This window comes from Thalassobacillus sp. CUG 92003, assembly GCF_013618635.1.
GTDB lineage: Bacteria > Bacillota > Bacilli > Bacillales > Halobacillaceae > CUG-92003.
On the sequence record NZ_JABLSJ010000007.1, the window covers coordinates 38,567 to 64,482 of the forward strand.

The 25,916-nt window shown below is 42.9% G+C and carries 31 protein-coding genes and 1 riboswitch; of the genes, 10 read left to right on the forward strand and 21 right to left on the reverse strand.

Features of this window, described 5'->3' with window-relative positions; genetic code table 11:
* Positions 1–86 precede the first annotated feature (86 nt).
* Positions 87–275 carry a hypothetical protein gene (locus HOP45_RS11905; RefSeq protein ID WP_181349517.1) on the reverse strand — a complete coding sequence of 63 codons (189 nt, stop codon included), beginning with the start codon at positions 273–275 and terminating at the stop codon, positions 87–89.
* 129 nt (positions 276–404) lie between these two features.
* Between HOP45_RS11905 and kapB the strand changes: the two genes are divergently transcribed.
* Positions 405–785 (forward strand): kinase-associated lipoprotein KapB, encoded by a 381-nt coding sequence (kapB, locus tag HOP45_RS11910; RefSeq protein WP_181349518.1) that lies wholly within the window; start codon positions 405–407, stop codon positions 783–785.
* Positions 786–854: 69 nt separating this feature from the next.
* On the opposite strand, the gene HOP45_RS11915 is transcribed toward kapB, so the two are convergent.
* Together HOP45_RS11915 and HOP45_RS11920 are read right to left on the reverse strand one after the other, a co-directional pair.
* Positions 855–2,030, reverse strand: coding sequence for a cation:proton antiporter (locus tag HOP45_RS11915; protein WP_181349519.1), 1,176 nt, complete (start codon positions 2,028–2,030; stop codon positions 855–857).
* 6 nt (positions 2,031–2,036) lie between these two features.
* The gene (locus HOP45_RS11920; protein ID WP_181349520.1) at positions 2,037–2,525 is read right to left on the reverse strand and encodes a cation:proton antiporter regulatory subunit; all 489 of its coding nucleotides are present in this window, start codon (positions 2,523–2,525) and stop codon (positions 2,037–2,039) included.
* A 194-nt stretch (positions 2,526–2,719) separates the two neighbouring features.
* On the opposite strand from HOP45_RS11920, the gene deoD reads away from it, so the two are divergent.
* On the forward strand, positions 2,720–3,430 hold the full coding sequence (gene deoD / locus HOP45_RS11925; RefSeq protein ID WP_181349521.1) for a purine-nucleoside phosphorylase: 711 nt from the start codon (positions 2,720–2,722) through the stop codon (positions 3,428–3,430).
* A gap of 46 nt (positions 3,431–3,476) precedes the next feature.
* Here deoD and HOP45_RS11930 read toward each other — a convergent pair whose 3' ends face one another.
* Positions 3,477–3,662 (reverse strand): hypothetical protein, encoded by a 186-nt coding sequence (locus HOP45_RS11930; RefSeq protein WP_181349522.1) that lies wholly within the window; start codon positions 3,660–3,662, stop codon positions 3,477–3,479.
* Positions 3,663–3,906: 244 nt separating this feature from the next.
* Here HOP45_RS11930 and HOP45_RS11935 point away from each other — a divergent pair, with 244 nt between their 5' ends.
* Complete coding sequence (locus HOP45_RS11935) at positions 3,907–4,383, forward strand: divergent PAP2 family protein (RefSeq protein WP_181349523.1); 477 nt, start codon at positions 3,907–3,909, stop codon at positions 4,381–4,383.
* A 74-nt stretch (positions 4,384–4,457) separates the two neighbouring features.
* Here the strand turns inward: HOP45_RS11935 and HOP45_RS11940 are convergent, their stop codons facing one another.
* From HOP45_RS11940 to HOP45_RS11950, 3 genes are all read right to left on the reverse strand, one after another.
* Entirely contained in the window at positions 4,458–5,144 is a 687-nt protein-coding gene (locus HOP45_RS11940; RefSeq protein ID WP_255437625.1) for a 3D domain-containing protein, read from the reverse strand.
* A gap of 95 nt (positions 5,145–5,239) precedes the next feature.
* Positions 5,240–5,551 (reverse strand): YuiB family protein, encoded by a 312-nt coding sequence (locus HOP45_RS11945; protein ID WP_370458021.1) that lies wholly within the window; start codon positions 5,549–5,551, stop codon positions 5,240–5,242.
* 109 nt (positions 5,552–5,660) lie between these two features.
* Positions 5,661–6,881, reverse strand: coding sequence for an NAD(P)/FAD-dependent oxidoreductase (locus tag HOP45_RS11950; protein ID WP_181349524.1), 1,221 nt, complete (start codon positions 6,879–6,881; stop codon positions 5,661–5,663).
* A 307-nt stretch (positions 6,882–7,188) separates the two neighbouring features.
* Here HOP45_RS11950 and HOP45_RS11955 point away from each other — a divergent pair, with 307 nt between their 5' ends.
* A complete protein-coding gene (locus HOP45_RS11955; protein ID WP_219914597.1) occupies positions 7,189–8,178 on the forward strand; it encodes an NAD(P)/FAD-dependent oxidoreductase in 990 nt (329 codons plus the stop codon).
* 211 nt (positions 8,179–8,389) lie between these two features.
* Here HOP45_RS11955 and HOP45_RS11960 read toward each other — a convergent pair whose 3' ends face one another.
* The 3 genes from HOP45_RS11960 to HOP45_RS11970 all read right to left on the reverse strand — a co-directional run bounded on the left by HOP45_RS11960 (position 8,390) and on the right by HOP45_RS11970 (position 9,542).
* A complete protein-coding gene (locus HOP45_RS11960; RefSeq protein WP_181349525.1) occupies positions 8,390–8,752 on the reverse strand; it encodes a HesB/IscA family protein in 363 nt (120 codons plus the stop codon).
* 112 nt (positions 8,753–8,864) lie between these two features.
* On the reverse strand, positions 8,865–9,110 hold the full coding sequence (locus HOP45_RS11965) for a YuzB family protein (protein WP_181349526.1): 246 nt from the start codon (positions 9,108–9,110) through the stop codon (positions 8,865–8,867).
* Positions 9,111–9,215: 105 nt separating this feature from the next.
* Positions 9,216–9,542 (reverse strand): YuzD family protein, encoded by a 327-nt coding sequence (locus HOP45_RS11970; protein ID WP_181349690.1) that lies wholly within the window; start codon positions 9,540–9,542, stop codon positions 9,216–9,218.
* Between the two features lie 178 nt (positions 9,543–9,720).
* On the opposite strand from HOP45_RS11970, the gene HOP45_RS11975 reads away from it, so the two are divergent.
* Positions 9,721–9,942 carry a NifU family protein gene (locus HOP45_RS11975; protein WP_181349527.1) on the forward strand — a complete coding sequence of 74 codons (222 nt, stop codon included), beginning with the start codon at positions 9,721–9,723 and terminating at the stop codon, positions 9,940–9,942.
* 272 nt (positions 9,943–10,214) lie between these two features.
* Here HOP45_RS11975 and HOP45_RS11980 read toward each other — a convergent pair whose 3' ends face one another.
* The gene (locus tag HOP45_RS11980; RefSeq protein WP_181349528.1) at positions 10,215–11,180 is read right to left on the reverse strand and encodes a 2-hydroxyacid dehydrogenase; all 966 of its coding nucleotides are present in this window, start codon (positions 11,178–11,180) and stop codon (positions 10,215–10,217) included.
* 198 nt (positions 11,181–11,378) lie between these two features.
* On the opposite strand from HOP45_RS11980, the gene HOP45_RS11985 reads away from it, so the two are divergent.
* Together HOP45_RS11985 and HOP45_RS11990 are read left to right on the forward strand one after the other, a co-directional pair.
* Positions 11,379–11,888 carry a phosphatidylglycerophosphatase A family protein gene (locus HOP45_RS11985; RefSeq protein ID WP_181349529.1) on the forward strand — a complete coding sequence of 170 codons (510 nt, stop codon included), beginning with the start codon at positions 11,379–11,381 and terminating at the stop codon, positions 11,886–11,888.
* Between the two features lie 141 nt (positions 11,889–12,029).
* Positions 12,030–13,595, forward strand: a complete 1,566-nt coding sequence (locus HOP45_RS11990) for a hypothetical protein (protein ID WP_181349530.1) — start codon at positions 12,030–12,032, stop codon at positions 13,593–13,595.
* Between the two features lie 241 nt (positions 13,596–13,836).
* On the opposite strand, the gene HOP45_RS11995 is transcribed toward HOP45_RS11990, so the two are convergent.
* Entirely contained in the window at positions 13,837–14,619 is a 783-nt protein-coding gene (locus tag HOP45_RS11995) for a TIGR01457 family HAD-type hydrolase (protein ID WP_181349531.1), read from the reverse strand.
* A gap of 73 nt (positions 14,620–14,692) precedes the next feature.
* Positions 14,693–15,136, reverse strand: coding sequence for a DUF86 domain-containing protein (locus tag HOP45_RS12000; protein ID WP_181349532.1), 444 nt, complete (start codon positions 15,134–15,136; stop codon positions 14,693–14,695).
* Positions 15,137–15,411: 275 nt separating this feature from the next.
* Between HOP45_RS12000 and HOP45_RS12005 the strand changes: the two genes are divergently transcribed.
* A complete protein-coding gene (locus tag HOP45_RS12005; protein ID WP_181349533.1) occupies positions 15,412–15,681 on the forward strand; it encodes a DUF3055 domain-containing protein in 270 nt (89 codons plus the stop codon).
* 69 nt (positions 15,682–15,750) lie between these two features.
* On the opposite strand, the gene HOP45_RS12010 is transcribed toward HOP45_RS12005, so the two are convergent.
* Entirely contained in the window at positions 15,751–16,026 is a 276-nt protein-coding gene (locus HOP45_RS12010) for a YutD family protein (protein ID WP_181349534.1), read from the reverse strand.
* Between the two features lie 138 nt (positions 16,027–16,164).
* On the opposite strand from HOP45_RS12010, the gene HOP45_RS12015 reads away from it, so the two are divergent.
* Positions 16,165–16,770, forward strand: a complete 606-nt coding sequence (locus tag HOP45_RS12015) for a YhcN/YlaJ family sporulation lipoprotein (RefSeq protein WP_181349535.1) — start codon at positions 16,165–16,167, stop codon at positions 16,768–16,770.
* Positions 16,771–16,792: 22 nt separating this feature from the next.
* Complete coding sequence (locus tag HOP45_RS12020) at positions 16,793–17,755, forward strand: M23 family metallopeptidase (protein ID WP_181349536.1); 963 nt, start codon at positions 16,793–16,795, stop codon at positions 17,753–17,755.
* A gap of 40 nt (positions 17,756–17,795) precedes the next feature.
* Here HOP45_RS12020 and HOP45_RS12025 read toward each other — a convergent pair whose 3' ends face one another.
* The 7 genes from HOP45_RS12025 to HOP45_RS12055 form a co-directional block, all read right to left on the reverse strand.
* Positions 17,796–17,906, reverse strand: coding sequence for a MetS family NSS transporter small subunit (locus HOP45_RS12025; protein WP_181349537.1), 111 nt, complete (start codon positions 17,904–17,906; stop codon positions 17,796–17,798).
* 2 nt (positions 17,907–17,908) lie between these two features.
* Positions 17,909–19,447, reverse strand: coding sequence for a sodium-dependent transporter (locus tag HOP45_RS12030; protein ID WP_181349538.1), 1,539 nt, complete (start codon positions 19,445–19,447; stop codon positions 17,909–17,911).
* A gap of 253 nt (positions 19,448–19,700) precedes the next feature.
* Positions 19,701–21,260, reverse strand: coding sequence for a Na+/H+ antiporter NhaC family protein (locus tag HOP45_RS12035; RefSeq protein WP_181349539.1), 1,560 nt, complete (start codon positions 21,258–21,260; stop codon positions 19,701–19,703).
* Positions 21,261–21,419: 159 nt separating this feature from the next.
* Positions 21,420–21,600, reverse strand: a riboswitch (Lysine riboswitch).
* A gap of 54 nt (positions 21,601–21,654) precedes the next feature.
* Positions 21,655–22,422 (reverse strand): sporulation protein YunB, encoded by a 768-nt coding sequence (gene yunB / locus HOP45_RS12040; RefSeq protein ID WP_181349540.1) that lies wholly within the window; start codon positions 22,420–22,422, stop codon positions 21,655–21,657.
* A 44-nt stretch (positions 22,423–22,466) separates the two neighbouring features.
* A complete protein-coding gene (locus HOP45_RS12045; RefSeq protein WP_181349541.1) occupies positions 22,467–23,564 on the reverse strand; it encodes an HD-GYP domain-containing protein in 1,098 nt (365 codons plus the stop codon).
* A gap of 277 nt (positions 23,565–23,841) precedes the next feature.
* On the reverse strand, positions 23,842–24,066 hold the full coding sequence (locus HOP45_RS12050; protein WP_181349542.1) for a hypothetical protein: 225 nt from the start codon (positions 24,064–24,066) through the stop codon (positions 23,842–23,844).
* Positions 24,067–24,513: 447 nt separating this feature from the next.
* On the reverse strand, positions 24,514–25,914 hold the full coding sequence (locus tag HOP45_RS12055) for a bifunctional metallophosphatase/5'-nucleotidase (RefSeq protein WP_181349543.1): 1,401 nt from the start codon (positions 25,912–25,914) through the stop codon (positions 24,514–24,516).
* Positions 25,915–25,916: the final 2 nt, after the last annotated feature.

The following is a 25,916-nucleotide window of genomic DNA, read 5'->3' on the forward strand; positions in this document are numbered from 1 at the left end:
AATGCCCTGGTCGTACGTTACCAACTAAAGTGGCGCTTCTTCTCCCTGCATAAAAAATCCTGCTCCCTTCACAGGTAAGCAGGATTTCATTTATGGTAGTCCGTGCTGGAATAATGATTTTCAGCATAATGTTCATCCGTTTTTTGTTCCTCTTTACGTGAAGCCTTAATAAAAAAGTACATCGCAGCAGCAGCTCCAGCGGCAAATATAATTAACGTGATCACTGCTGGAATATACTCTGATTTATCCTGTGGGAAATACAGAAATTCCATCATGTCGCATCACTTCCTTCCCATCGTCCATTATAGCAAATAAAGCATCAATTGGATATCCTGAACCTATAGTTTGGCAAACTAGACACGTTTGTTAAAATATTTATTAAAGAATACTTAGGAGGCCTGTACATGACTGAATTCAAGCCTGGAGATATTGTAAAAGCTCATTACAAATCAGGGGAATATATCGGGGAATTGATAAAAGATAAAGGAAATATGTACCTCGTTCAAGTTCAAGCGGTGGCTAAACACCCCATGCAAGGAGATCTGCATAACCCCGGAGAAACGGATAACGTATTTTTCCACCAACGCAAAGCGTTGAGCTATCAGGAAAAAATGAACGTTGATAAGCAAGCCGTACACGCGTATGAAGAACCTGTCCCCGAGTATGAGACCTCGCTTAAAGAAGCTGTAGACAAACTGAAGCAAAAACTCAATCGAAGGGACACCGACTTCAATCGCCACGCCCTAAGCCAACTGGAGTCCCTCGAAACCCAATACTTCAGCTAAAATGAAACACCCGGCTCTTTTCAAAAACCTCATTTTGTACCAGGTACGCAAACAGAAGCGGTACGCAAGCTAGTTTCCTGGGACTTTGAGGTTTTGTTTTTTCTTTACGGGTTTGCCGTAGATTTTGTTGGTGATGCGGGGGGCTTGTTCAAATAATAGCATGCCAAGAAAGGCTGCGATGACAATGTAAATCCCGCTGAATGCTTTCACCGTACCCACGGCGACACTGGCCATGACCACAGAAAATTCTCCCCGAGAACAGATGGACAACCCTGCTCGTAACGACACACGTTTCGACAATCCGTATAACCGGCCGCCTACGACACCAACAAGAATTTTAGCAAACAAAGACCAAACCAACAGGCTGACAAGCAAACCAACCATCGGCACGCCATCACCAAGTTCGACGGTCGTCCCAAAATAAATAAAGAAAGTCGGGAGTGCCAAATCGCGAATCGGAAGTACTGTTTGTTCGACGCGTTCGATTTTCCCTATTTCAGCTAACATCATACCAGCCAGAAACGCCCCCAGCACCTCAGACAATCCTAATAACAATGCCAATCCCCCGTAGCTTAGGGCAATCCCGACCAATAACGCGATTTTAAAATCCTCATCATCAATCCGCAATAGGAACGTTTCAAACCGTTTGAATAATGATTTACTTAATACAATAGCACCTAACGTCATGCCTGCGATTTTCCCGATAAGGATGGTGAGAGAGAAGGCCGTCAAGTTGTCTCCCGTGCTTAAACCAATCAAAATGGCTACTACAAGAGGCGCAACGAGGTCTTCGAAGATGAGCAAGCCAAGAATAAATTCTGTTTCTGTGTTGGCCATGCGTCCTCGATCATCCAATAGCTTAGCTGTGATTGACGAGCTTGTCGCATACGCGACGCCACCTATCAGGAAGGCACTGAAACCATCCAGTCCGAAGGCAAGCGCAATCAGCGTGGCGACAACAAGATTCAAACTCACATCCAGCATGCCTGAGGGCCATATTTTCCTGGCAACCCCTCCAAGACGTTTTACGTTAAACTCTAAACCTAATAAGAAAAATAACAGGACAATGCCGATTTCACTGGCAAAATGCAGTAATTCATTTCCACTGAGCACGTCTGCCATGACGATCCCGAGTAAAATATAAAGGATAACGGAGGGGAACTTTATTTTCAGACTTAAATAACCTAAATAAAATATAAATAATAAGATTAAGCCTGCGCCTAATAATGACGGGAAATCATGCATGCATGATCAATCCTCTCCTTTGCATAAGTCAGAAAGGCTATCGATTTGATCCTGCTTACCTATCGACATCAAAATATCCCCTGGAGTCAGCATTGTGTCAGCTTCGGGAATGGCTATCGATTCGTTCTCTTGAACGATCCCGATGATGGTTGCGCCTGTGCGATTCCGGATTTCCGCTTCTTCAATGGTTTTATTAGCAATCGCCGATGCCTGTTTCAAGTCCACCCAATCTACCACAATTTGATTTTTAAACATTTTCAATTTATTTGCATCAACAGGCTGGTAAGTGGCTCCAAGTAATTGGGCGCCAAGCTCTCTCGTTTCGTCAGACGTGAGGTCCATGGCAAAATCCGCCTCTTCACTGTCAGCATCATCAAAAAAATACAACTCGCGCTTACCCGTATGATGCACAATAAGTACAAGCATGCTGTCTTCTGATGTTTTCAACGATATTTTTTGTCCAATTCCGGGAAGTTGCGATACAGATATATTCATTACGTCCGGTCTCCTTTCCATTTCATACAATTACGCATGACTAAATTTTCTGGTACTTCTACATTATTCCAGACTAACCGATTTTGCAATGAGACAATCGCGCATTTCATGGGTATGTGTACCTCCTCTTTGTATTAAGATCATTTCTATGGTAAATTTTATTACACGTACGGTACTTATAGGAGGTTATTTAATTGAGTGTACATATAGGCGCCAATCAAGGTGATATTTCTGACAAAATTCTGCTTCCCGGTGATCCATTGCGAGCTAAGTATATCGCAGAGAATTTCCTTGAAGATGTGACATGCTACAATGAAGTCCGCGGCATGTATGGTTATACAGGAACATATAAAGGCGAACGTATTTCCGTCCAGGGAACAGGAATGGGCGTACCTTCCATTTCCATATACATCAATGAATTGATGGAAAGCTATGATGTTAAAACATTGATCCGTGTCGGGTCCTGCGGAGCGCTGCAAAAAGATGTCCAAGTACGGGATGTCATCCTGGCTTCAACAGCCACCACTGATTCCCAGATGAATCGCATGGTATTCGGTGGGATTGATTTTGCACCCACTGCAGACTTTGACTTATTGAAAAAAGCCCATGATGCAGGAGAAAATAAGGGATTGAAACTCCGTGTGGGCAACGTCTTCACCAGCGATAGTTTTTATCGTGACAATGCGATGGATCTCTTCAACCTACTAGCGAGCTACAACGTACTTGCTGTTGAAATGGAGACCACGGCTCTCTATACATTAGCTGCCAAGCATAATTGTCGGGCTCTGTCTGTCTTAACTGTGAGCGACCACATCCTGACAGGCGAAGAAACGAGCTCTGAAGAAAGACAGACGACCTTTAACGATATGATTGACGTCGCATTGGAAGCAGCGGTTCAGGAATAAGCAAGAGAAAGACTGGCGATCTATATAATAGGTGGCCAGTTTTTGATTACATCAAACCCACACCAACGATCCCAGCTTTCCTGATTTGCATGAGCATGCCTTCTACATTCAACAGGATATGGCCCTCGAAAACGGCTTCAAGCTTTCCTCTGATTGTGTAGCCATCAGCAGCGATGACCACAAGAGAGCCAGCATATTCTGACGTTAATTCAACCTTTGGCAGTTCACGCAAACTAACCCCCTCTTTCTGCGCCTCTTTTCACTATCATATCCAATTCAAGGTAAAAATGCGCAGGCAGCTAGCGGTTTTTTTGTGCTCCCGTTTTCATTGATGTATCATTCGGGAAAAGACCATTAGAGAGAGGTTTTGTTAGGCCGGAACGTAACAGTTCCTATGATATAATAGGATAAAATCAATGCGAAACCTTCTTCTCCCTATAAGAAAAGATACCAGTTGAAAGGATGTTCACACTTCCATGGACTTATTATTAAATTTTCCCTTATGGGCTTCTTTAGCGGCGATTATATTCGCCCAGGTGGTAAAAATCCCCATCCAATTCATCGCAACGCGCCATTTTAATCCCGGCCTGGCTTTCAGTACCGGCGGTATGCCAAGCAGCCACTCTGCTGCCGTTACGGCCCTGGCTACAGGCGTGGGGATTCAAGAGGGGTTCGATACATCAATATTCGCTCTTGCCTGCGTGTTTACGATTATCGTCATGTTCGATTCCACTGGTGTCAGAAGACAGACTGGGGAACAAGCGATTGTTTTGAATACGCTGTTGAACGATTTTCAAAGGTTTGTTGATGAAGCAAGAGAGTGGAGTAAAAAAGAAGAGTTTCAAAAACAGGAAGAGCTAAGGGAATTGCTCGGACACCAGCCTATTGAAGTATTTTTTGGGGGAGCAACTGGCATCATCCTGACATTAGTGCTTTACAACATTGTTTATTAATACCTCATGCGAAAAAGAGTCTGAACCTCCGTCCCACTCAGGTACGGCAAAGTTCAGACTCTTTACTTATTCCACTATTCATCATTACCGTTGATTTGATCTCGAAATACTTGTAATGCTTCGTTATTATTCAATTGAACTAATTGTTCTTCCTCGAGCGAGCCATCTCCCTCTTCAATTAAATAAACAGAAACGGTTTTCTTCCCCCAGTGTTGATATACATCTTCTACGGTATCATAATACAAATCTATTTTATGACCCTGGATGGCTGAACCCGTATCTGCGACTACCCCATAACCGTAACCAGGAATGAACAGCACACTTCCAATCGGGTAAACCTCGGGATCGGCAGCAATGGTTGAATACAAATCTCTCGTGACTTTGACGCCTGAGAACGTAATGCCGTATTGAGGATGTTCAGGCGTTTTCCCGGTGGATTCGTATCCGGCGGTATAACCGGTGGCAACGACTTCCTTACTTGGATATTGGGATAAATCAAGGGTCTCTTCTAACGTTTCCGGTTGCTTGACTTCTGAACTTGAAATATAGTGCTGTCTCGGCAGTCTTTGTTTTAATGACTTGTCCTCAAGAGCGATTGGTCGTTCTGATAAATCCCCACTTGTAAGCGAAATGGTCACATGTTCTTGTTTTAACCAAGACTTCAAGTCTGCAAAAGAAATATTCGTAATGTTGTAATAAGTAGCATACAAAGCAGACGTGAACAATAATGTTAAAGTAATTCGACTTAACCACTTTTTCATGATAAACACCTCTCTGGATGTCATCATGTCCACAAATTACCTCAATTATACGAAAAAAAGACACAATTCTTAGCTAAAAGAACTGTGTCCAATGCTCAAAACATTTGATAACCGTGCTTTCTGAGAATACGGATGACTATGCCAGAGACGATGGTTCCGGCAAAACCTGCAAGCAAAATAATGATATCGACAGGAGCTAAGTTCACCAGCTTATCCCCTACAGTCGTAAACGCCCAGGATGGTTCACTGAAATAACGGCTAAAAGCAAAATCATCAATAATCAACAATACAATGATAGGATAGACGAATGCCATCACCCACGTTGCTCTAAGCAGCATATTTATGATGAATGATATGCCAAAAAACAAAACAAAAAACAATAGCATAGAGACAACAACTTGAACAATATCCAAGGATCTTCCCCCTCTGACTAACGCCAACTTATGTAACCAACGTCCATTTTATTATGCATCCATGAAAAAAGCAAAGGCAGTAACGCGCCTTTGCTATCATCTCTTAACCAAACGGATTAAGTTTCCCCTTCTTAAGCAACATGCTTACGCCACCGAGTTTCATAAGGTAACGGTTGTCGATGAGCTTCTTCATGGCCGTTGCAGACCAGCCAAATAATTTTTTATCATCAAACACGACACCAATCGCATCTTTATTTCCAAGTGATGCGACGGTCCCTTGAATGTGAGGCGTGAATCCCTCTAAATGATCGTCGCCATTCACAAGCTTCTTGAGATTCTCGGCTGTATGCTCAGCCATTTGAATAGCAATTTGAGCTGTTGGCGGGAATGGGCGGTCTGTCTCTTCGTTAATGATCAACGCACAGTCACCCACTACAAATACGTCATCATACTCATTCACCCGCAAATCTTCTCTTACTTTGACTCGGGCACGGTTGGTTTCAAACCCGGCATTTTCTACAATGGGGTTTCCTCGAATACCTGCAGCCCAAACGACGGTATTCGTCTCGATTTCTTCGCGTTGTTCATCTTTTTCAAACACGAGCGAATCCGGGGTCACCTCTTTGATCATGGCCCCAATTTTGAATTCAACCCCTCTGGCTTCCAGCGAGTTCATGGCATATTCCACAAGTTCGGGATCAAATCCCGGCAACGCAGTTGGTGCCGCTTCAACGTTGATGATTCTTACATTTTCGCGTGGAATATCATACTCTTTGCAAAGTTCGGGTACACGGTTGGCGAGTTCACCGACAAATTCGATGCCTGTAAAACCTGCACCTCCAACTACCAAGTTCAATCTTTCTTGTTTCTTGTCACGTTCGTTATTGTACTTGGCAAAGTTATACTCAATGTGCTGGCGGATTAACCGTGCGCTGTTGATGTTTTGAATCGTGAAGGCATTCTCTTTCAAACCTTCGATACCAAACGTCTCAGCTTCGAAACCTAAACCGATCACGAGATAATCATACTCAAGTTCACTATCTTCAAGTTTCACTTTTTTCGCGTCCGGATCTATGGAGATGACGGTATCCTGAACAAAGTTGATTTTACTTGTGTCGATGACATCTTTGATCGGGATTCTTGTCCGATCATGATGAAGAGTTCCAGCAGCATTTTCATGAAGCCAGGTCGTTTGATAATGGTAACTGTGCTTGTTCACAAGCGTTATGTTTGCATCATTGACGCCTAATTTTTTTTGCAGGTTGACGGCAGTCATGATGCCACCGTAACCGGCCCCTAGAATAACAATATTAGGATTCTTCATGATTATCACTTCCATTAAAGTATTGTCTTACATAAATACTGAACGAGCCCTTATTCTTTGTGACTCGTTTCACACAATGCCGCATAAAAAAAGAATGTCGGTTATTTGGTTTTCTTGTCACAAAATCGTAAAATATTTTCTTATTTTATCTTAGACTTTCTCCGTTTAATTTTCAACCCATAATCTATATGTCGGAAATTTTGTAATTTTAGAATAATACCGTGAGAAACGCCTTCATTCTACAACATAAAGAAATGTGTGATAAAATAAAAACCATCTGATTCTAGTAAGGAAAAGAGGGAGAATCATGAGTGAAAACAAAGTTTATGATATCACGATTATCGGCGGAGGACCGACTGGATTATTTACAGCATTTTACGGCGGTATGCGACAGGCAAGTGTCAAAATAATTGAAAGCCTCCCCCATTTAGGTGGTCAATTGACGGCACTTTATCCTGAGAAATATATATTTGATGTTGCAGGTTTTCCTCGCGTTAGAGCGCAGGAATTGGTGGACGACCTAACTGAACAAGCAATGGCTTTCGATCCTGCCGTTGCCTTAGGCGAAGCCGTGGAAAAAGTGGAACGCCTCGATGACGACAGCTTTAAATTGACGACAAACAAAGACGTTCATTATACGAAAACCATCATCATTACAGCAGGTAACGGAGCTTTTCAACCAAGAAAATTAAAAGTCGGTGACTGTGAGAAATTTGAAAATAGTAATTTACACTACCATGTCAGTGATATGAACAAATTTGCAAATAGAAACGTGATGATTTGCGGTGGTGGGGATTCGGCAGTAGACTGGGCACTTATGCTCGAACCCATTGCGAATCAGGTAACACTTGTGCACAGACGTGATAAATTCCGTGCCCACGAGCATAGCGTCGAGCAATTGCATAATTCCAAAGTAAATATTCGTACCCCTTACACACCAGAGGAATTGATGGGTGAAGACCATATTACGAAGGTGAAGTTAAAACAAGAAAAAAGTGATGTGCGTGAAGATGTAGATGTCGATGACTTGATTGTCAATTATGGGTTCATCTCGTCTCTTGGTCCCATAAAAGAATGGGAGCTTGAGATTGATAAAAACAGCATTGTCGTCAATTCGAAAATGGAGACGAATATTGAGGGCATCTATGCTGCAGGTGATATCTGCACCTATCCCGGTAAAGTCAAGTTGATTGCCACCGGATTTGGCGAAGGTCCAACAGCCGTCAATAATGCCAAAGCGTATATTGATCCTGATGCTCGCGTCCAGCCCAAGCATTCAACGAGCATGTTTTCGTAAGACAATCTTTGCTATAGGGAGCATTCCTTTCGTTGCGTACACGGTTACTGCATCATGACAAGCTGCTGTGACCAAATTGAATGAAACACAAAATGCCGAACGATTCGCTGGAATCAGTTCGGCATTTTGTGTATTCAAGAAAGACACTTGTTAAAAGCCCCAAACCTCAAAAAACCCAGCTCGCTATTTTATGCGAAGCTGGGTTCATTCTTTAACAATCCTCTGATGGCGTACCGGCGTTCGTTGCCGTTTTGAAGGAAGAGCCGCACCCACAGGAAACAATCGCATTTGGATTATCGATGGTGAAGCCTCCTCCCATCATATTTTGTTTAAAATCGATCGTTGTCCCTTCGACAATGGGGACATCCTGACGATGGAGAACAACAGGGATCCCGTTTGATTCTTCTGTCACATCAAGTTCTTCATTGATGTCCTCTTCAAATCCCATTGCATAAGAAAGACCGCTGCAGCCTCCACCTTTCACACCAAAGCGAAGACGGACACTTTCCGATTCCTCTTCTTTCATCATCTCTTTAATTTGGTGACTGGCCGTTTCCGTAATGTTGATGATCATCCAGTCTCTCCCCTTTCGTTATCGTTGATTTCAGTATACGCATGATTCGTTGTATAACCAAACAATTGATTCGGCTGAACCGGCACGCCTCAATTAAAAACGTCTCTACACCTTAAATTCCGTTAAACGAGGGGTTCTCTTCCAGGTGCTGGTATATATTATCGACAAGTTCTTTGGGCGTTTCAGCAATGACGCGTTCACCGTTAACCAGTGCATATAGACTTTGCGAGCATAGCCCACAGTTACTTAAGCACCCATACTCTACAACATCTAAATCTGGGTCTTTATCCAACTCTTTCATGGCCTCATCGGCACCGTTCATTATATTATTTACACAAAACTCAACAATTGACTCCATTTCGTATCCACCTCTTTTACCTGGATGAATACCCCGCTAAACGTTAATGATACCATATACATGGGGGCGCGAACAATGCAGGGGATGAGATGAGCCTATATATTATTAAGCAGGGGCAAGGCCTCTTTGTTCCAGTGCTTTGTAAATTGATTTCAGACGCGGATTGCCTTCGCCGACAATATCTTCTTCCACCAGCACCACTGGATAAAAAAGGTCTTCATTAAATATACGTTCAACAAACGCCTGATGGTGGTGCACTTTCGGGGGATCAAATATATCCACGTATTCATACTTTATTCCACCATCGCCAAATTTTCGAGAAATAGCAGCTTGAAGCCACTCATACGTTTCTTTGGATCCAGGTGAATTGATGCAACTCGGACAAATTTTATCCGCCCCGTACACAGTCAATGTAATCGTCAACTTAACCACCTCCACAAAAAACTGTTCTTAGTTAACATTTTACAAAAGAGCGAAAAAAAGATAAAATGAAAATAGTTCTCACTGCACTTATGTCACTAGCGGATGCGTTCAAACAAGAACTTATTCAAGTAAAATAGATTTAATGATTGATGTTAGATACATTAATTTCGAAAGGGGAAGATTGAGCATGCATGATCAAGTTCAAGAAGTACTTAATAAACTCCGCCCGTTTTTACTTCGTGATGGAGGCGATGTTGAATTAGTGGATGTGGAAGACGGTATAGTCCGACTACGCCTAATGGGAGCTTGCGGTAACTGCCCAAGTTCTACAATCACATTAAAAGCTGGAATTGAACGTGCACTTTCACAAGAAGTGCCTGGTATTTACGAAGTTGAACAAGTATTTTAATCTAATCTGATCAAAAATCAATCGTACACGTACGTGTACGGATTCAGACTGTCGAGAAAGTCTCGACAGTCTTTTTTTTCCTTGTTACACCTAGGCAGGATGAGATTGGAAAGCATAGTTTTTCGGTTACGGGTGGGTGAATATCGCGAGACTACCTGCGGAAAACAGGCGATCCGATCCCCTGCAGTGTGGGTTTCACGAGGAGGCTCGGGCGTTCGTCCGCGGAAAGCGAGTGGTATTCACCCACCCGTTCGCTCAAAAAAATTGCCCAATTACGTCACAGGGGTTATGGGATCCTCCCCTTGTAGCACACGCGTTATATTGTCTAAGCACAGTTCCATCATCGCTATGCGCGTTTCTGTACTGGCAGAGCCGATATGAGGCAAGCATACCGTTTGATCAAGGTTGAGTAAGGGATGATCTGAATTGATCGGTTCCTCCTCAAACACATCCAATCCAGCTGCCTTGATTTCTCCTGAGACGAGAGCTTGATAAAGTGCTTCTCCATCGACAATCTTCCCTCTGGAAGTATTTATGAAAATCGCCTCCTGTTTCATCTGTTGAAATGCGGCCTCATTGAATAAATGGGTGGTTTCAGATGTCAGAGGGGCTAAACATACCACGAAATCCGACTGCTGCAATAGTGACTCAAACGAAGAGTATGTTACACCGAGCTTTTCTTCTGTTTCACTTTTGCGGGAACGGTTATGGTAGATGACCTCCATATCAAAACCTTGAGCGCGTTGAGCAACAGCCTCCCCTATGCGTCCCATCCCGACAATTCCCAATGTTTTATGGTGAACGTCCGTGCCTGCCATCAATAAAGGCGACCAATTATCCCACTCTCCGTCTTTAATGAATTGCTCAGCCTGCGTTAATTTCCGAGCAGTCGCCATGAGCAGAGCGAATGTCAAATCCGCTGTCGTATCGGTCAACACATCAGGCGTGTTTGTTATATGTATACCACGTGCTTTAGCACTTGCGACATCCACATTGTCGTAACCGACTGCAAGGTTTGCGACAATAGTCAATTCGGAAGCAGCATTGAGCAACGCTTCATCCACGCGGTCAGTCAGCATCGTTAAGAGAGCATCTGCTTTTGCTGCCTCATGCAATAATGTCTCACGATCTACGGGCTGGTCACTGTATGGCCACATATGGATGTCGTATTCAGATTTAAACGGTTGAACGACAGATTCCGGCAACTTTCTGGTAATATAAATATACGGTTTATTCAAGTAGGCAGCCTCCTATCCCATGGATTTACCTTCATTTTATCATAATCTTGGCAACACCATAGACTATATCGGTGATTCATTGAAGAATATGATTTGGTATAATGAAGGGTAAGATGGAAGGAATGTGTTTGCCACACAGAAATCAGTGGAAACATGCAAATCGGAAGCATCATTTTAAAGGGGGACAATAAAAGAATTATGGAAAATAATCACAACGTAACACCACTCGAAGAAACAGCCCGAAAATGGTTAACAGATCGAGGTGTTACCATTGATGACATGGCAGAATTGGTATACTATCTTCAATCTAAATATCATGATGACCTTACGTTAGAAGACTGTAAGACCAATGTTGATAAAGTGCTTACAAAGAGAGAAGTACAAAACGCGATTCTGACAGGCATCCAACTCGATAAATTCGCCGAGCTTAATCAGCTGGAAGAACCGCTTCAATCGACTATTTCTGCTGATGAAGGACTATATGGTGTTGATGAAATCATTGCCTTATCAATCGTCAATGTCTATGGTTCCATAGGCTTTACGAATTATGGTTACATTGACAAGCAAAAACCTGGCATCCTTAAAAAATTGAATGATAAATCCCTTGGGGAGTGTCATACATTCCTTGATGATATTGTCGGGGCTATTGCAGCGGCAGCTTCAAGCCGTTTAGCTCACAGTGCAGCCGGAGAAGATGAAGACGAGTAATTGATCTCTGCTGCCTCTGCCTTGCTCCTCCATCTTAATGGTATGAGGGGCAGGCAGTTTTTTTACCATAAAACTTCCTAATTTTTCAAAATTATATTATAATATATTCGGAATTTAATTAAGGAGAGAAGTGAAATTGTGATGAAGCATTTTTTTCAAAGAAAAGCCGTCTGGATGATTCCGGGCATTATTATGTTAGTGGGGCTTTGCTCGTTGATCTTCGAGAACTACCAAGAGGTCACAGAAGCTCCTAGTGAGAATTGGAGCCACGAGGTTGAATTAGGCAAAACCACGGTAAATTCGGAGCCTTACATAATCGAAACGCAGGATGACTTAATCTCTCTCTCATATTTCAGCGAACAAGGCCTCAAACAAAACGTATATAATCAAAAATGGGAAAAGCAGGCTGAAGATACATACGATATTCCATTTAATAAATTCACCCGCATCTTCCAAACAAAAGATCATCTTCTTTATTCCGATTATTATTCGATTTATGATGGGAAAACGCAGGAAAAACTTACAGACATTGATCAGTTCCTGCCGACACATAACAACTTACTCTTTACGAAGAATGAAGCGCTCTATCAATTGCATCCAGATACAAACGAAACACGGAAGGTGATGGACCTCCCCCACCCTCAAAGTACGTTAAACGTAACCGAACATGCCGGAAATGTGTATATTTTAAGTTACGTATCCGGGCAATCAAGCTTTGACATGAGCCTTCACAAACTGGAAAATGACCAAGTATCTTCTCTTAAACAGGCGCGGATTGATTTGCCTCAGACAGATGTCATCAACGAACTCAGTTTTGACATTAATGACGATACGTATGGACTCTTTGTACGGACGACGCAAAAACAAAGCATGTCGGGATCGCCGGAAACAAATAACTACTATGCCATTCAATCCCTTGAGAGTAAGCCTTCTCTTAAACAGATTTCGTTCAAGGACCCATCCGGGGATAAAATGATAACCGAAGCTTCCCATCTTGAAATGACCCTTGAAAATAGTCACATGAAATTATTATTCAGGGGATTTGGTCAAACAAAAACCATGTTCAAGGATGGTGGTCAATTCAATATCTATGAAGCTGTCATGGATGCTGATGGTCTAAGGCATATTAAACGGCTGAGTAATACACCGGATGCTTCCAAATACCCAAACCGAGCTTCCGATAACAGTATCGTTTGGACGGATGCTGACGGTTCAACTAACAAAGTCTTAATGTCTTCTAGTCACCCCGAGGTGATCACTGAAGCTCAGGGACTCACTTGGGATAAGGTATTGGCAATCGCAGGTAAAACAATTGGAATGCTTTCTTATAGCTTTCTAACCATTTTCGTAACCCTTGTTTGGTATATTTGGCCATTGTTGTTTCTGGCTGTGATGATGTTCGCGAAAAGTAAAGCGATTGATCAGGATAGAATGTGGATATTGCATGGCGGTATTGCGATTTATTTAACCTTCGCCCTGTTTTTGCGCGAAGAATTGTTCAAACATGTCGTATTGTTACGGCTTCCTGATTATATGAACTTTTTTGGCAGCCCGTTTGTGTTTATTTTAGGGTTTGCCTGCATCTTATATGGAGTGCTTTATTTTACTAATCGCCAAAATGATTGGTCGATATCGATTCAGCTTTGTTACTTTATCGGTCTGCATGTCAGCTTTTTATCCATCTTTATCGGACCTTATCTACTTTAAAGTTCCTTTAGGATGAACGCGTGCAACATGAGCTATGTGAAGCTTTCCTCGCATTTGTCCAATTTAAACATCACATCAAGATGGCACTGGGGCTTTTCCACTTCGAATGATATGCATAAAACCTGCACGCCTCTTTCTCAAGCGGGAGAAAGAGGCGTGCAGGTTTCCTAACAAGATAGCGATTAGTTTCTAAAGTCACGCTCCCGTGATACGGCAACTACCCTTATTAGTCTCATAAAGCCTAACCTTTAGGCGGGAAAGTATTCACCCATTCTGACAGGTTATTCATGACGTATGTCGGCTGCACCCGCCCATCACTCAAATGGTTGAATTGAGTAACGCCGGTTAAGACCATCAAGGTATCAATCCCCGCATTGATACCTGCTAAAATATCAGTATGGTAATTATCGCCAACTAACAATACATCATCCTTCGGGCAGTTCAATACGTCTAGAGCCTGGTCAATGATCATGCTTTCTGGCTTTCCGATAATTTGAGGCGTTACGCCCGTACTCACTGAAATCACGGCATTAAATGCACCGTTGCCAGGAAGCATCCCTTGATCTGTAGGGATGGACGTATCTCCATTTGTAGACAGAAACATCGCCCCCTTCCGTATCATGACACATGCCTTAGCAAACTTATCGTATGTCATCTGGCGATCGATGCCTGTTACCACGATGTCAGGAGCGTCTTCCGTAAGGGTAAGACCTTCATTCGAAAGCGCCTCATATAACCCGGTTTCTCCAATCGCATATACCCGAGCGCCAGGATGTTCATCTCGAATGTGTTTAGCTGTTGCCATGCTGGAGGTAAAGATTTCAGAATCATGAGCGGATATGTTCAAATCCCGCAACTTTCCAGCTACCTGGGCAGGGGTTTTGGATGAATTATTAGTAACAAATAAAAACGGTATATGAGAAGCACGTAAATATTCAATAAATTCCTTGGCTCCTTCAACAGCTTCTGTTCCTCGATACATGGTGCCGTCTAAATCAATCAGCATCGCTTTATAACGGTTCATGGTAAATGTCCCCTTTTCGTATTGCGGCGTAAAAAATCGCGCTCTATCAGCGCGACCATAGCAGTTATGCCTGTTAATCTGGTTTCTTACCGAAAGCAGAGATGGGCCCTAGTTCATGATCCAAGTACTGGCGTACATGGGCGGGAAATGCTGTGAGCATCTCCTGATGATGACGCCACAACTCAAGAATCTGCTTGTGATTGATATGCAAGTAATCCTGAACGAGCGATTTTCGTAAGCGAATAAAAGAAGTATAGGCTTCCTGCTCGTTTGAAGGTAATACCTGTTCATCCACTAAAATATCAATAATATCCTGATAACTACCAGGATCACGCATAATAAACCCATCAATAAGTAAATTACCGACATCTATAATTGTTTCAATGGTCACATGCGTTACCCGTTCTAAATATAATTGGCTGACAAGAGACTCTGTATCCTCAACGTTTTGTTGTTGAACGAGATGCTCCATATAGGACAAAATGGTTTCGATTTTGTTGCGATCGACAAAATACATATCTAAAGCCCCCTTCATTCTCACACTATTCTTTGCCATATGATATCATATTTAAATGATACAGGGAAAAGAAGGTAGATTTACGGAACGAGCTATCTTCTGCTATGATAAAATTGACTTTAACGAATTGACTCACTTTGGATTCAATGCTCGTTCCCTGAATCGGAACTCTTTGACTCGGGGCAGAGGCTCTGCCGAGAAGGCTGGTGATGCGGCAACATCAGCCATACACCATACATTTGATTCTGATAACTGCGTCTTAGGAGGAAAAAAGAATGAGTGACGAACGATTTTTCTTGTACGATGAAAAAGAAGCGACAGAAACAAGGTTTGTCAGTTTTATGGGTGATGCTCACCGCTATGACCTCGCTCTTATAGCTTCCGATCGTTATTACGGAAAGACTTTGGTACTCGACCTACAAGGAAACCATTTCGCTATCATGGGGCATGATGATATTCAAGAAGAGGGATATTTGGAACATGCTTTCAACGTCAGTGAAATGGAAGCAGAGGAGTTACGGGAGTTTCTTCTGGAGCTCTTTTAAGTTTGCCTTCTCCCTACACTGCAAAAAGCGTCTAATGGATTAACCCCATTAGACGCTTTTTCTTAACGATCAACTTTCAACCTTTTTCAAAACAAAATAAGGACAGCCAAAATTGCAGTACTCGTATAAATAATCCTCTAAGGTACTGAATTTGGTATCAAAACTCGCTTTCGGGTTTTGATCATCGTAAAATCCTTTAAGCCGCAATTGCCCATAACCCCAATCGCCGACTATAAAGTCATACTTGCTGAGAATATCACTGAACCTTGCTTCAAGGGATTCCGTCTCAAACCCTTCCTTATGGTCCTCGAGCAGTTCATAATGTTTACCATACAATTCGACCATATATATCACCTCTTGCGTTACTTCCAGTTTACCACACTTTTTTACCGAGACGAAAAACATGAAATATTTTTTGTATCTTTCTTATCTTTTAGCCCAACCTAACATTAACACCAATGAATGATCAGGAGGCTATAAAAAATGAAAGCACCGTTTCTGTTTGGCATTGTTACCGCGTTGATTCTGATTATAAGCGGTTGCGGTAATGGTGAAGATTCATTAAAACATAATAACACAGCAGAATCACCCAGTGAAACGCTTTACAGTAATGAAATGGACGGCTATAAAGATACCGGCGACAGTTCTAACGGTCGGATGGGATACGTGCGTTACAAAAAAGATCAATTGGATCTTGATCAAGAAAAGCTCAATTCAGTCAAAGTAAACCGAGAGCAAATTGCTGATATGATTACCCGTATGATTCTTCGTTATGATGGATTTGAAGATGTAGGCACGTTAGTGACCGACTCAGAAATTTTAGTCGCTTATACCAAGCCTGAAGAAAAAGATCGGATAGTGGCTGCAGACATGGTTCGTAAAACGGCTTATTCAATGGTCCCCAGTTTTTATAACGTCTATATTTCTGACCAATCACACGCCTTTGCAGACATTCAAAGTTTGAGCAACTCCACCGTCTATGACGCCCAGTACAAGAATAGTGTCGACAGTATTATTAAGAAATTCCAGGAAGCACCTCAAGGTAAAGAAAAGCCCAAAAATGAGGCAACTCAAATGGATAGAGACTAATTCAACATGATAGGTGAATCTCATGAAAATTAAATTGCTGATGTTAACGACGCTTCTATTCCTTATCCAAATTCCATCCCCAGTCGATGCACAGGAATCAGACGTCATTGAAAACCGAATGGCCCTTTATAAGAAGATCTCAGCCGTCACGCTTATCCCGTGGTATTATTTGGCTGCAATCGATCAATATGAACGGCAGGTACATGAGGATGAGATTCCAGAGGACCGCTTTATTTCCTTCACTCCATCTGAACAGTTTTGGTACGGAACAGGAAATATCCTCACTGGACCCACTAGTTATCCCCACGTCAACTCGTTATTTGGGGGATATGGAGATGATGGTAACGGAGATGGACATGCCGACATAACAGATGATGAAGACTTGCTATGGACCCTAGCGACCTATATCGAATCTTTCGGTGTCTCTGAAGAAGACATTAAAATAGCCCTTTGGCGCTATTACCATCGAGATTTAACTGTTCAAACCATTATGAATACAGCAAAAGTATTCCAAACATTCCAATCCGTTGAGCTGACCGATCGGGCCTTTCCTCTCTCCACCGATGTGAATTACACATACCACAACACATGGGGTGACCGCAGAGGCTATGGAGGAAGACGCATTCATGAAGGGACAGATATTTTTGCGGATTATGGCGTATCTGTTAAATCGCCCACTTACGGCGTAATTGAAATGAAGGGCTGGAATGAGTATGGAGGATGGCGGATCGGTATCCGTGACACCTATAATATTTATCACTACTTTGCTCACCTCAACGGATTCGAAGATGGAATCAAAGTCGGAGATGTCGTGAAACCAGGTGATGTTGTAGGGTATGTAGGCTCATCTGGATACGGACCACCTGGAACATCCGGAAAATTCCCTCCCCATCTTCATTACGGCATGTATCAGGATAACGGTACAAATGAATGGTCATTCGACCCGTACCCTTATTTAAAGAAATGGGAAAAAATGGCCAACTAAAACGAACGCCGCACTCGATAACCGAGTACGGCGTTTTAATTTATTCAGCTTGTTTTGCTTCTTTAGCTTTTTTAACTGCATTTGTAATACTTAAGGCAAGCCCGCCCCAGACAACTATTATGGTGAAAATAAACATGATAACCCAACTCATGACTATTCCGCCTCCTTATCTTCTTCGATTGCTGTAGCAGGAACATCCAAGTCATCTTTATTCGGCCATTTTTTCAAGGAGAATAAGAAGCCGACCACGATTGCCCCGACAGCCACAACGGCGCCAAAGCCGATCAAGAAGGCAACTGGATAGCCCTCATAAGCTGCTGACAACTCGGTCGTGATATTCTGGATCATCATAAATCCGAGTACAACTGGTGTAATAACGCCTAAACAAATACGCCACCAGCCACCTAAACGAATATCAGAGAACGTGTTCGAGTGGTCTTGCAACCCTTTTAGACCTTTAGCAAACCAGGCGATGGCAACAACTTCTACCAAGCCGGAAAGCGCAACCCCGTAGCTGTTAATGAAATGGTCCACGGTATCAAGAAGACTTAAGCCGCCTTGCGTCGCGTAAGCAAGCGAGATAACGGCAGCCAGTCCTCCACCAAAGATAACGGACTTGCCGCGGGAGATATTGAATTTCTCAGAAACACCGGCCACATAGGTTTCCGTTATGGAAATCAATGAGGAGAGTCCGGCTAACACCAACGATGCAAAGAACAGGAATCCGAAGAAACCTGGAATACCCGGTATTTGACTAATGATTTCCGGGAAAACCATAAAGGCGAGACCAATTCCGCCTACTCCTTTTTCTTCTGCCAATTGCACGACTGTCGTATCAAATTGGAAAGCCATGAATCCCAAAGCTGAGAATACGCCAATACCTGCAAGAATTTCAAAAGATGAATTCGCAAACCCTGTGATGAAGGCGTTGTTGGCAATATCGGATTTTTTCGGCAAATATGAAGAATATGTGATCATAATAGCAAACGCAATGGAAAGACTGAAGAAGATTTGTCCATACGCTGCGACCCATACTTGACCATCCATGATGCTTCCCCATTCAGGAGTGAAGAATGCAGCTAAACCATCAGCAGCTCCTTCTAGCGTGACAGCTCGTATAACAATAATTAAGAACAAAACCACAAGGGTTGGGATGAAAATCTTATTCGCAACCTCAATACCTTTCTTGACCCCTCTGGAAATGAAGCCTAATGTAACTAGCCAAACCACGAGGAGCGGGAGCAAGACGACTGGAATCAATCCGCCGAATTGTCCGGGATCAACTAAATTCAAAAAGTCGCCAACAAAGAAATTGGTCGGGTTGTCTCCCCACGCCAGGTTAAAGGAATAAAACGCATACATAATAGCCCAGGCGATGATAACCGCATAGTACGTGGAAATGACAAAGGAAATGGCTACTTGCCACCAACCAATCCATTCAAAACCCTTTCCTACTCTTCCGTATGTTTTCGGTGCTGAGCCTCGATACTTGTGACCGAGTGTGTACTCCATAATGAGCAATGGAATACCCGCTGTAAGCAGGGCAAATAAATAAGGAACAATAAATGCTCCTCCCCCACTTTCATAAGCTGTAGCAGGGAAACGCCAAATATTACCTAAGCCGATTGCTGAACCCATTGCAGCCAGCAAAAAGCCAACGCGAGTCCCCCATTGTGCACGGTTCTTCTCCATTTTCCATAAACCCCCTTATAAAATTAATCCCTTCATAAATATGTTATGTTGCTTGTCTGAAGGGAATGTTTCAAAAATTTATGCATTTCTGATTATTTATGCTTAAATTATAACCATACCGATGACCTATGTCAAAGTAATATTAGAAATCTCAGTATTTTCAGGCAATAGCATAAGAATCTTTTATATATAAAAAGACAAGCTCTGTACAAGAGCTTGCCCTTTCAGAAGAATTTTAAAACGATTGATAGCCTTACCCATCATATTTAAGATTTTTAGTGAAAACATGCAAGACAATGCCTGTGATAGCAACGACCGCCAACGTAGCCAGGAGAGCAAAAATTAGATGGCCTGTAAAACCTAACACGACATAACCCAGGGAAGCAGCTCCAGCGGCTATAAAAGCGTACGGAAGCTGCGTTAAGACGTGATCAATATGATTCGCTCCGGCCCCAGTGGAAGAAAGAACCGTGGTGTCAGAAATTGGCGAACAGTGATCACCAAAGACCGACCCTGCTAAAACAGCAGCCAACGCTGGTAAGACCAGACCAATATCCGTAACGGCCGCTATTTCCCCGGCAATAGGAAGCATGATACCAAATGTTCCCCATGAGGTACCGGTAGCCAGCGCCATACCTCCCGACACGATAAAGATCAAAAGCGGAAGCCACGCAGTCGCAATCGCTGCGTCTTGTATAACCTGTGCTAAATACTCCCCCGTTTTCAAGTTTCCGATCACCGTACCGATTACCCGTGCAAAAATTAATATATAAAGGGCAGGAAGCATCGCTTTTATACCTTCAACGATGACCTTGAAGAACCTGGATTTAGGCTGGGGTTGGGACGCATACATAACGCCAGCCAGCAGAACCGCCAGCAATCCACCGATAAACAGGGATAAGTTCACGTTTGTGTTAGCAAAAATAGCCAATGCATCAAGAGAGCCTTCAGCAGCCGAAGCACCTGTCCATATCATGGCTCCGACTGTTCCTAACACTAATCCGAGAATCGGCCATAGAAGATGGCGTATTTTTCCATTATGATGCGTCTCAAATTCATCATCCAAATCTCCAGGTGCATCGGCGCGTCCCGGCGCATGCAATTCTCCTGTTTCAATGGCCCGCTTCTCATGGCGACGCATCGGACCGATATCAACTTTCAAGTAGGCTGTCATAAAGACGAGCAATAGAGCTGCAAACACGTAAAAGTTAGCGGGAATCATTTTCACAAATGCTTCCAGTGCTTGGTAATCCGTGATTTCATTTGCCGCTAAAATCGTACCGATTGTACCTATAATATAAGCTCCCCAACTGGAAATCGGTGAAATGACGGTAACCGGCGCTGAGGTAGAATCAATAAAATAGGCTAGTTTGGCACGTGAAATCTTATACCGATCCGTCAAAGGACGTGCGACCTGACCAACGGCTAATGCATTAAAGTAATCATCGATAAAGATGATGACGCCCAAAATGGCCGGTACGCCTTGAGCACCTTGGCGCGTTTTGATTTTTTGGATGGCCCAGCGCCCGAACGCATAACTGCCTCCTGATGCTGTCATAAAGGCTGTTGTCATACCTAAAAGTAATAAGAAGACGAGTAAATAAATATTGCCTGTGTTCAAAGCACCATCACTGACAAAAATACCTGCGAATATGTTCCAAATATCCATCAGGGCGTTAAGCACATGAAAATCGCTCAACATCAGGGCTCCGACTAAAATGCCTGCTCCCAATGACAAAATGACTCTTCTCGTGACGATCACAAGAAGCAGCATTAATATAGCCGGAATTAAGGAATAAATAGTTCCTTCCATGCTTGTTCCCCTCCACTAGTTTAGTTTGTAACGGGATGACATGGACGCGAAGTTGGTTCTAGAGGGAAATTTGAACTTGAAGACATATAAAAAAGCAATGAATAGAAAATAATCCATCCATTGCCTATTGAAGTGAGCAAGTTTTGATTATCCTCCATTTCGATCAGTAGCGCCCCATGCATTCCTAAAACATACATGACAGTGCAATTCTTATTCAGTATGCACCAGCATAAAAAGCCTGACAGCTCCTTTATACTTCGGCAAACAACCCTTTCTTCAATCAGTCATCGTTGTCATCCTCAGATTGATTACTCATGTCATCTGCACCTCTACCTCATCGATATGATAAGGGCATATATATTCAATTCGTCCATATTCTATCAGCCTCTGCTCACTATTGCAAGGGGTCCATCGGCAAGGAAAATGATGGTGATTCACTATCACTTAACCCATTGTAGAAATTCGGGACTTCGCCCATAATCGTACTTTGATCGATCGGAATGTCCGCTGTCACCATCGTCGTATTGGTCGAAAAAGGGATGACAATTCGAACATTCACTTCAATGTGAATCATCAATTCAAATAAAGCTCCGTTAATCCCATACTCGGTTATGGTGCTTTCCACATTCGATTGCACATCGCCGATTACCTGAAGTTGAACAGGCACTTTCGGTCCCAGGTTAGCTAAAATAGTGTTATTCGTCGCCTGACCTATGGGGATTTCGATCAGCGTTACTGGACTGATATCTTCCCGCTCTAATAGCTCCTCCTCAATCGGTTCATCTAACGGTGTTTCCGGGCCCGGAAATTCCCCTAATTCCATTCGTTTCAAATAATTCTGCACGCGGTAAGTCGTATTGCGTAAAACGCGATTGACAACTACGGAATTCCAACCCATGTAAGTAATGTGACCTTCCTCATCTTTTTCCATCGTCACGAGATCCGTGAACTGCAAATCTTCAGCAATTCGCTTGCTGACGGCTTCATTAATCGCATAACGTGCAAATTGCTGTGTTTTAGTTTCTGCAATTTCAACTAACGTCGGGGTAATCCCACGATTAATCAGCCATAAACTCATGAGAGTAAAAAAGGCAAATAAAATAAAGGTAACTACAAAAACTTTCCCTGCTGAGGGTGGCTTTACTTTACGCTTCAATGGCATGACCCCCTAAGGAAATTGTATGTCCATCCTTAGAGATTTACGCCTTAACTCGCATAAGTTGTATCACATTTTGTGACGACAACATTCAATTCTTTCGCCAAATCCGCTTCATAGTACCTTTCGGGAGATTGACCATTCGCTTCAAGAAAAATACGCACGAACGGACGATCGCACAAACCCTGGTTCTGCTCCGTAACAATACCTTTTCTTCCGTCAGACAACTCGACGGTCAACCCGTTAGGATAAATTGCGATACACCGTCTGAAGGCCTCAACCATCTTTTTATCAAATAATTCATCTGCTCCCGCATACAAAATTTCAAGTCCTTCATGTGGCAGCATAGCTGACCGATATGCTCGGTTACTCGTCACTGCATCAAACACGTCAGCTATGGCAAGGATCTTGCCATATAAGTGGATGTCCTCTCCTGTGATGCCCCTGGGATAGCCTGAGCCGTTCAATCGCTCATGATGCTGATAAGCACAATGAGCTGCCACGAGAGGAATCGATTCACTTTTCCTTAGAGCTTCAAAACCAGCCTCAGTGTGTTTCTTTATCTGTTCAAATTCATGTTCTTCAAGTTTATCCGGTTTCAATAAAATATGGCGAGGCACAGATGTTTTTCCAATATCATGAAGAATCGCTCCGATTCCGATCTCTTCCAGCTTCCGATTCGGTAAATTCATTTCAGAGCCCAGAGCCAGTGCGTACATTGAGACGTTAAGTGAATGTGTAAATATGTAATCATCATAAGTGATCACATCTGACAGGAGAGAGATCACTTCCTTCTGACCTTTCATTTCCGTTAACAACGTCTGGACAACACCTTTAATTTTCTTACCTGACGCTTTAACTAAATACCCGTGGTCCAGATTGTCTTCATCTGCGACTTTACTGAATGACTCCTTAATCGTATGGACGGCTGTCATGCGCAATTCTTCTGAGATTGGATACTGACTGGTCAAATCCTCGGTCAATCCATCTCTAATATAAACATATGTAATGCCGTAATCTATTAATCGATCAATCATCCGTTGTGTCAGTTTAACACCCTGTCGTATCAATACCTGACCATTATCATTATAGATCGATCGGCCGAGTTCGGTGGCTGGCTGAAGGTGTTTGGTCGCAATTAACCTCATAACATGCTCCTTTGTCGAATAACTGGATAAATTGTTGTTTTATTTAAAGAACATTATACAGCAAAAATTTTTTATAGGAAACATACTTAAGCGTAAAAAAGCACAAACAAACTTAAAGGTGAGACTCAGAGAGAGGTCTGTTAAAGTTTGTTGTTGATATTTGAAGTGGATATTTATCTCGAAACGGAGTCTTTCGCTAAAGAGCAGAATTCTGTAAGACTCAATTTCGAGATAACTGGTGTTCGTTGCCGTATTAAGCGTCAGGGGGGTTGGGAAGCTACTCGCTTTCCTGTGGGGATGGCGGCAAGCCTCTTCGGACTTCGTCCTGTGGGGTCTTGCCAGCCAATCCATTCCCACGGGAGTCTCGCAGCAGCTTCCCAACCACCCCATTCGATATATAAGAGAAACGAACCCCTACCCCAGAAAGATTGTCTTCCACGATTTCTGTTTTATAAACGTAAAGCGCTTTATAGCAAGCTTTCATACTCAGAGTGGATGCCATGGATGTTTATATTCCTGCGCGTTCCTTGCGTATAAAAAGCTACTTATTGCGGAAGTGATTTCGAGAAACATATAAGGCAAGGGCCGTTGGGGAAGGGTGAGACTCCCGCGGGAGAAGGAAGCTAGGCGAGACCCCGCAAGGCTTGCCTAAGGAGGCTCGCCAGTTCCCCCGTAGGAAAGCGAATCCTTCCCCAACGGCCCTAAACCCAAACAAACATCTCGAAACGGAGTCTTCCACAATAGGGGGCTTTAGTCGAATTAGCCCAATATATAAAAAATGAAGAACTCCCGTAAAATTGGAAGTTCTTTTTTTTGATAGTAATATCAACACTAAACTTTTACAGAGCCAAAAGCAAAAGGATTGGTTCGTTTAATCCAATCGTTTTGCTGTGCTGATTATATTAAATGCTAAAACTACTTTTGTTCTCATTAACACGATGTGATTGATTCAAGAACCTGTCCCCATATCTTTTAACGTTTCCATCAATAGGTCACGAAGCAGTTCCGGCATGTAATAATGCTTCGTCTGTGCGTATGCAATCTCTGGCAGCAACCGCCCAAACGTAAACGTATCAGCTGTAGCAAGGGAATACGTTTCATCTGATGATAGAGGACGCCCTTGATACGTTACATGCTTCACGTGCTGCTCCCCCTCCGAATCGGTGAAGGTGTCAATATTGACTCCGGTAAATACCATTTTCCCGATGACTTCGCCGCGAAATCCGAGTCCTTTTAACCTTATTTCTGTCAGTTTTCGGGAGTGACCTGCTCGAATCACTTCTAGCAACTCGTCCCCGGAAAGTTCCACCTTACACGGATTCATCGGGTGGGGGCAAATTCGATGAACATCCTCATATGTCACTTTCCCTTTTGGCAAGTTATCAAGCAAAACACCGGCGTTCAACATACCGACATCTGCGTCGGTCCATTTTTGTAACTGTCGCACTAAACCAATCATAAGGTCCGTATCACTGAACCAGGCTATTTTTTCAGGTTCAGGTAAATAAGCGATCTCCCGTCTTAAATAAGAAGATGCTTCTTTCGATAAATCTTCGATAAACTGATTGGTATCCTCATCTTTGTCCAAATATTCGGTCGAGACAGCATACGCTTCACTTCGTGTCAGTTCACGATTAGTATGATCCCATTCCAGAATGACCTCACCTAAATGCGTGCCATGCTTTCCCACGGCAGTTACCAGGGTGTCGTGGAAGACCTCCCCTTGCTTGAACAAATGATGCGTATGGCCCCCTATAATCAAATCAAGTTCCGGGAATCGTCGCGCCATCTCTTCGTCATCGTTAATGCCTAAATGTGATAAGAGAATGACGATATCGACCTCTGCAGCAATTTGGTTTAATTCACGATGCAGCACCGCGTAAGGGTCTTCAATCTCCCACCCTAACATCCGATAAAACGTTTCAAACGGTGCAGTCAGCCCTATAATACCGATTTTAGCACCCTGTTTTGTCGAGACAATTTTGTGGGAATGTAGCCACTTGGGCTGCTCCCCTTGATGACGTTTCAAGTTAGCACAAATGATATCGAACCTTGCAGTATCGTAAAGCGAATACAAATCCTCATGGGCAAGCGTGATTCCTTCGTTATTGCCTAAGTTAGCAAAATGATAACCTGCGCGATTCAGCATATTCACATTACTTTTCCCCATCAGCCCTTCTGTAATAGGGTGAAAACGATCCACATGGTCGCCGTTGTCCAGCAGCCAGTAATTATCATCGGCTTCACTATGCTTCTTGACCTTGTCTTTAAAATAACCGATGATTTGCGGCCAATTTTCGAAATGACTATGAAGATCGCTTGTATAATATAAATATATTTTTTCTTTCATAA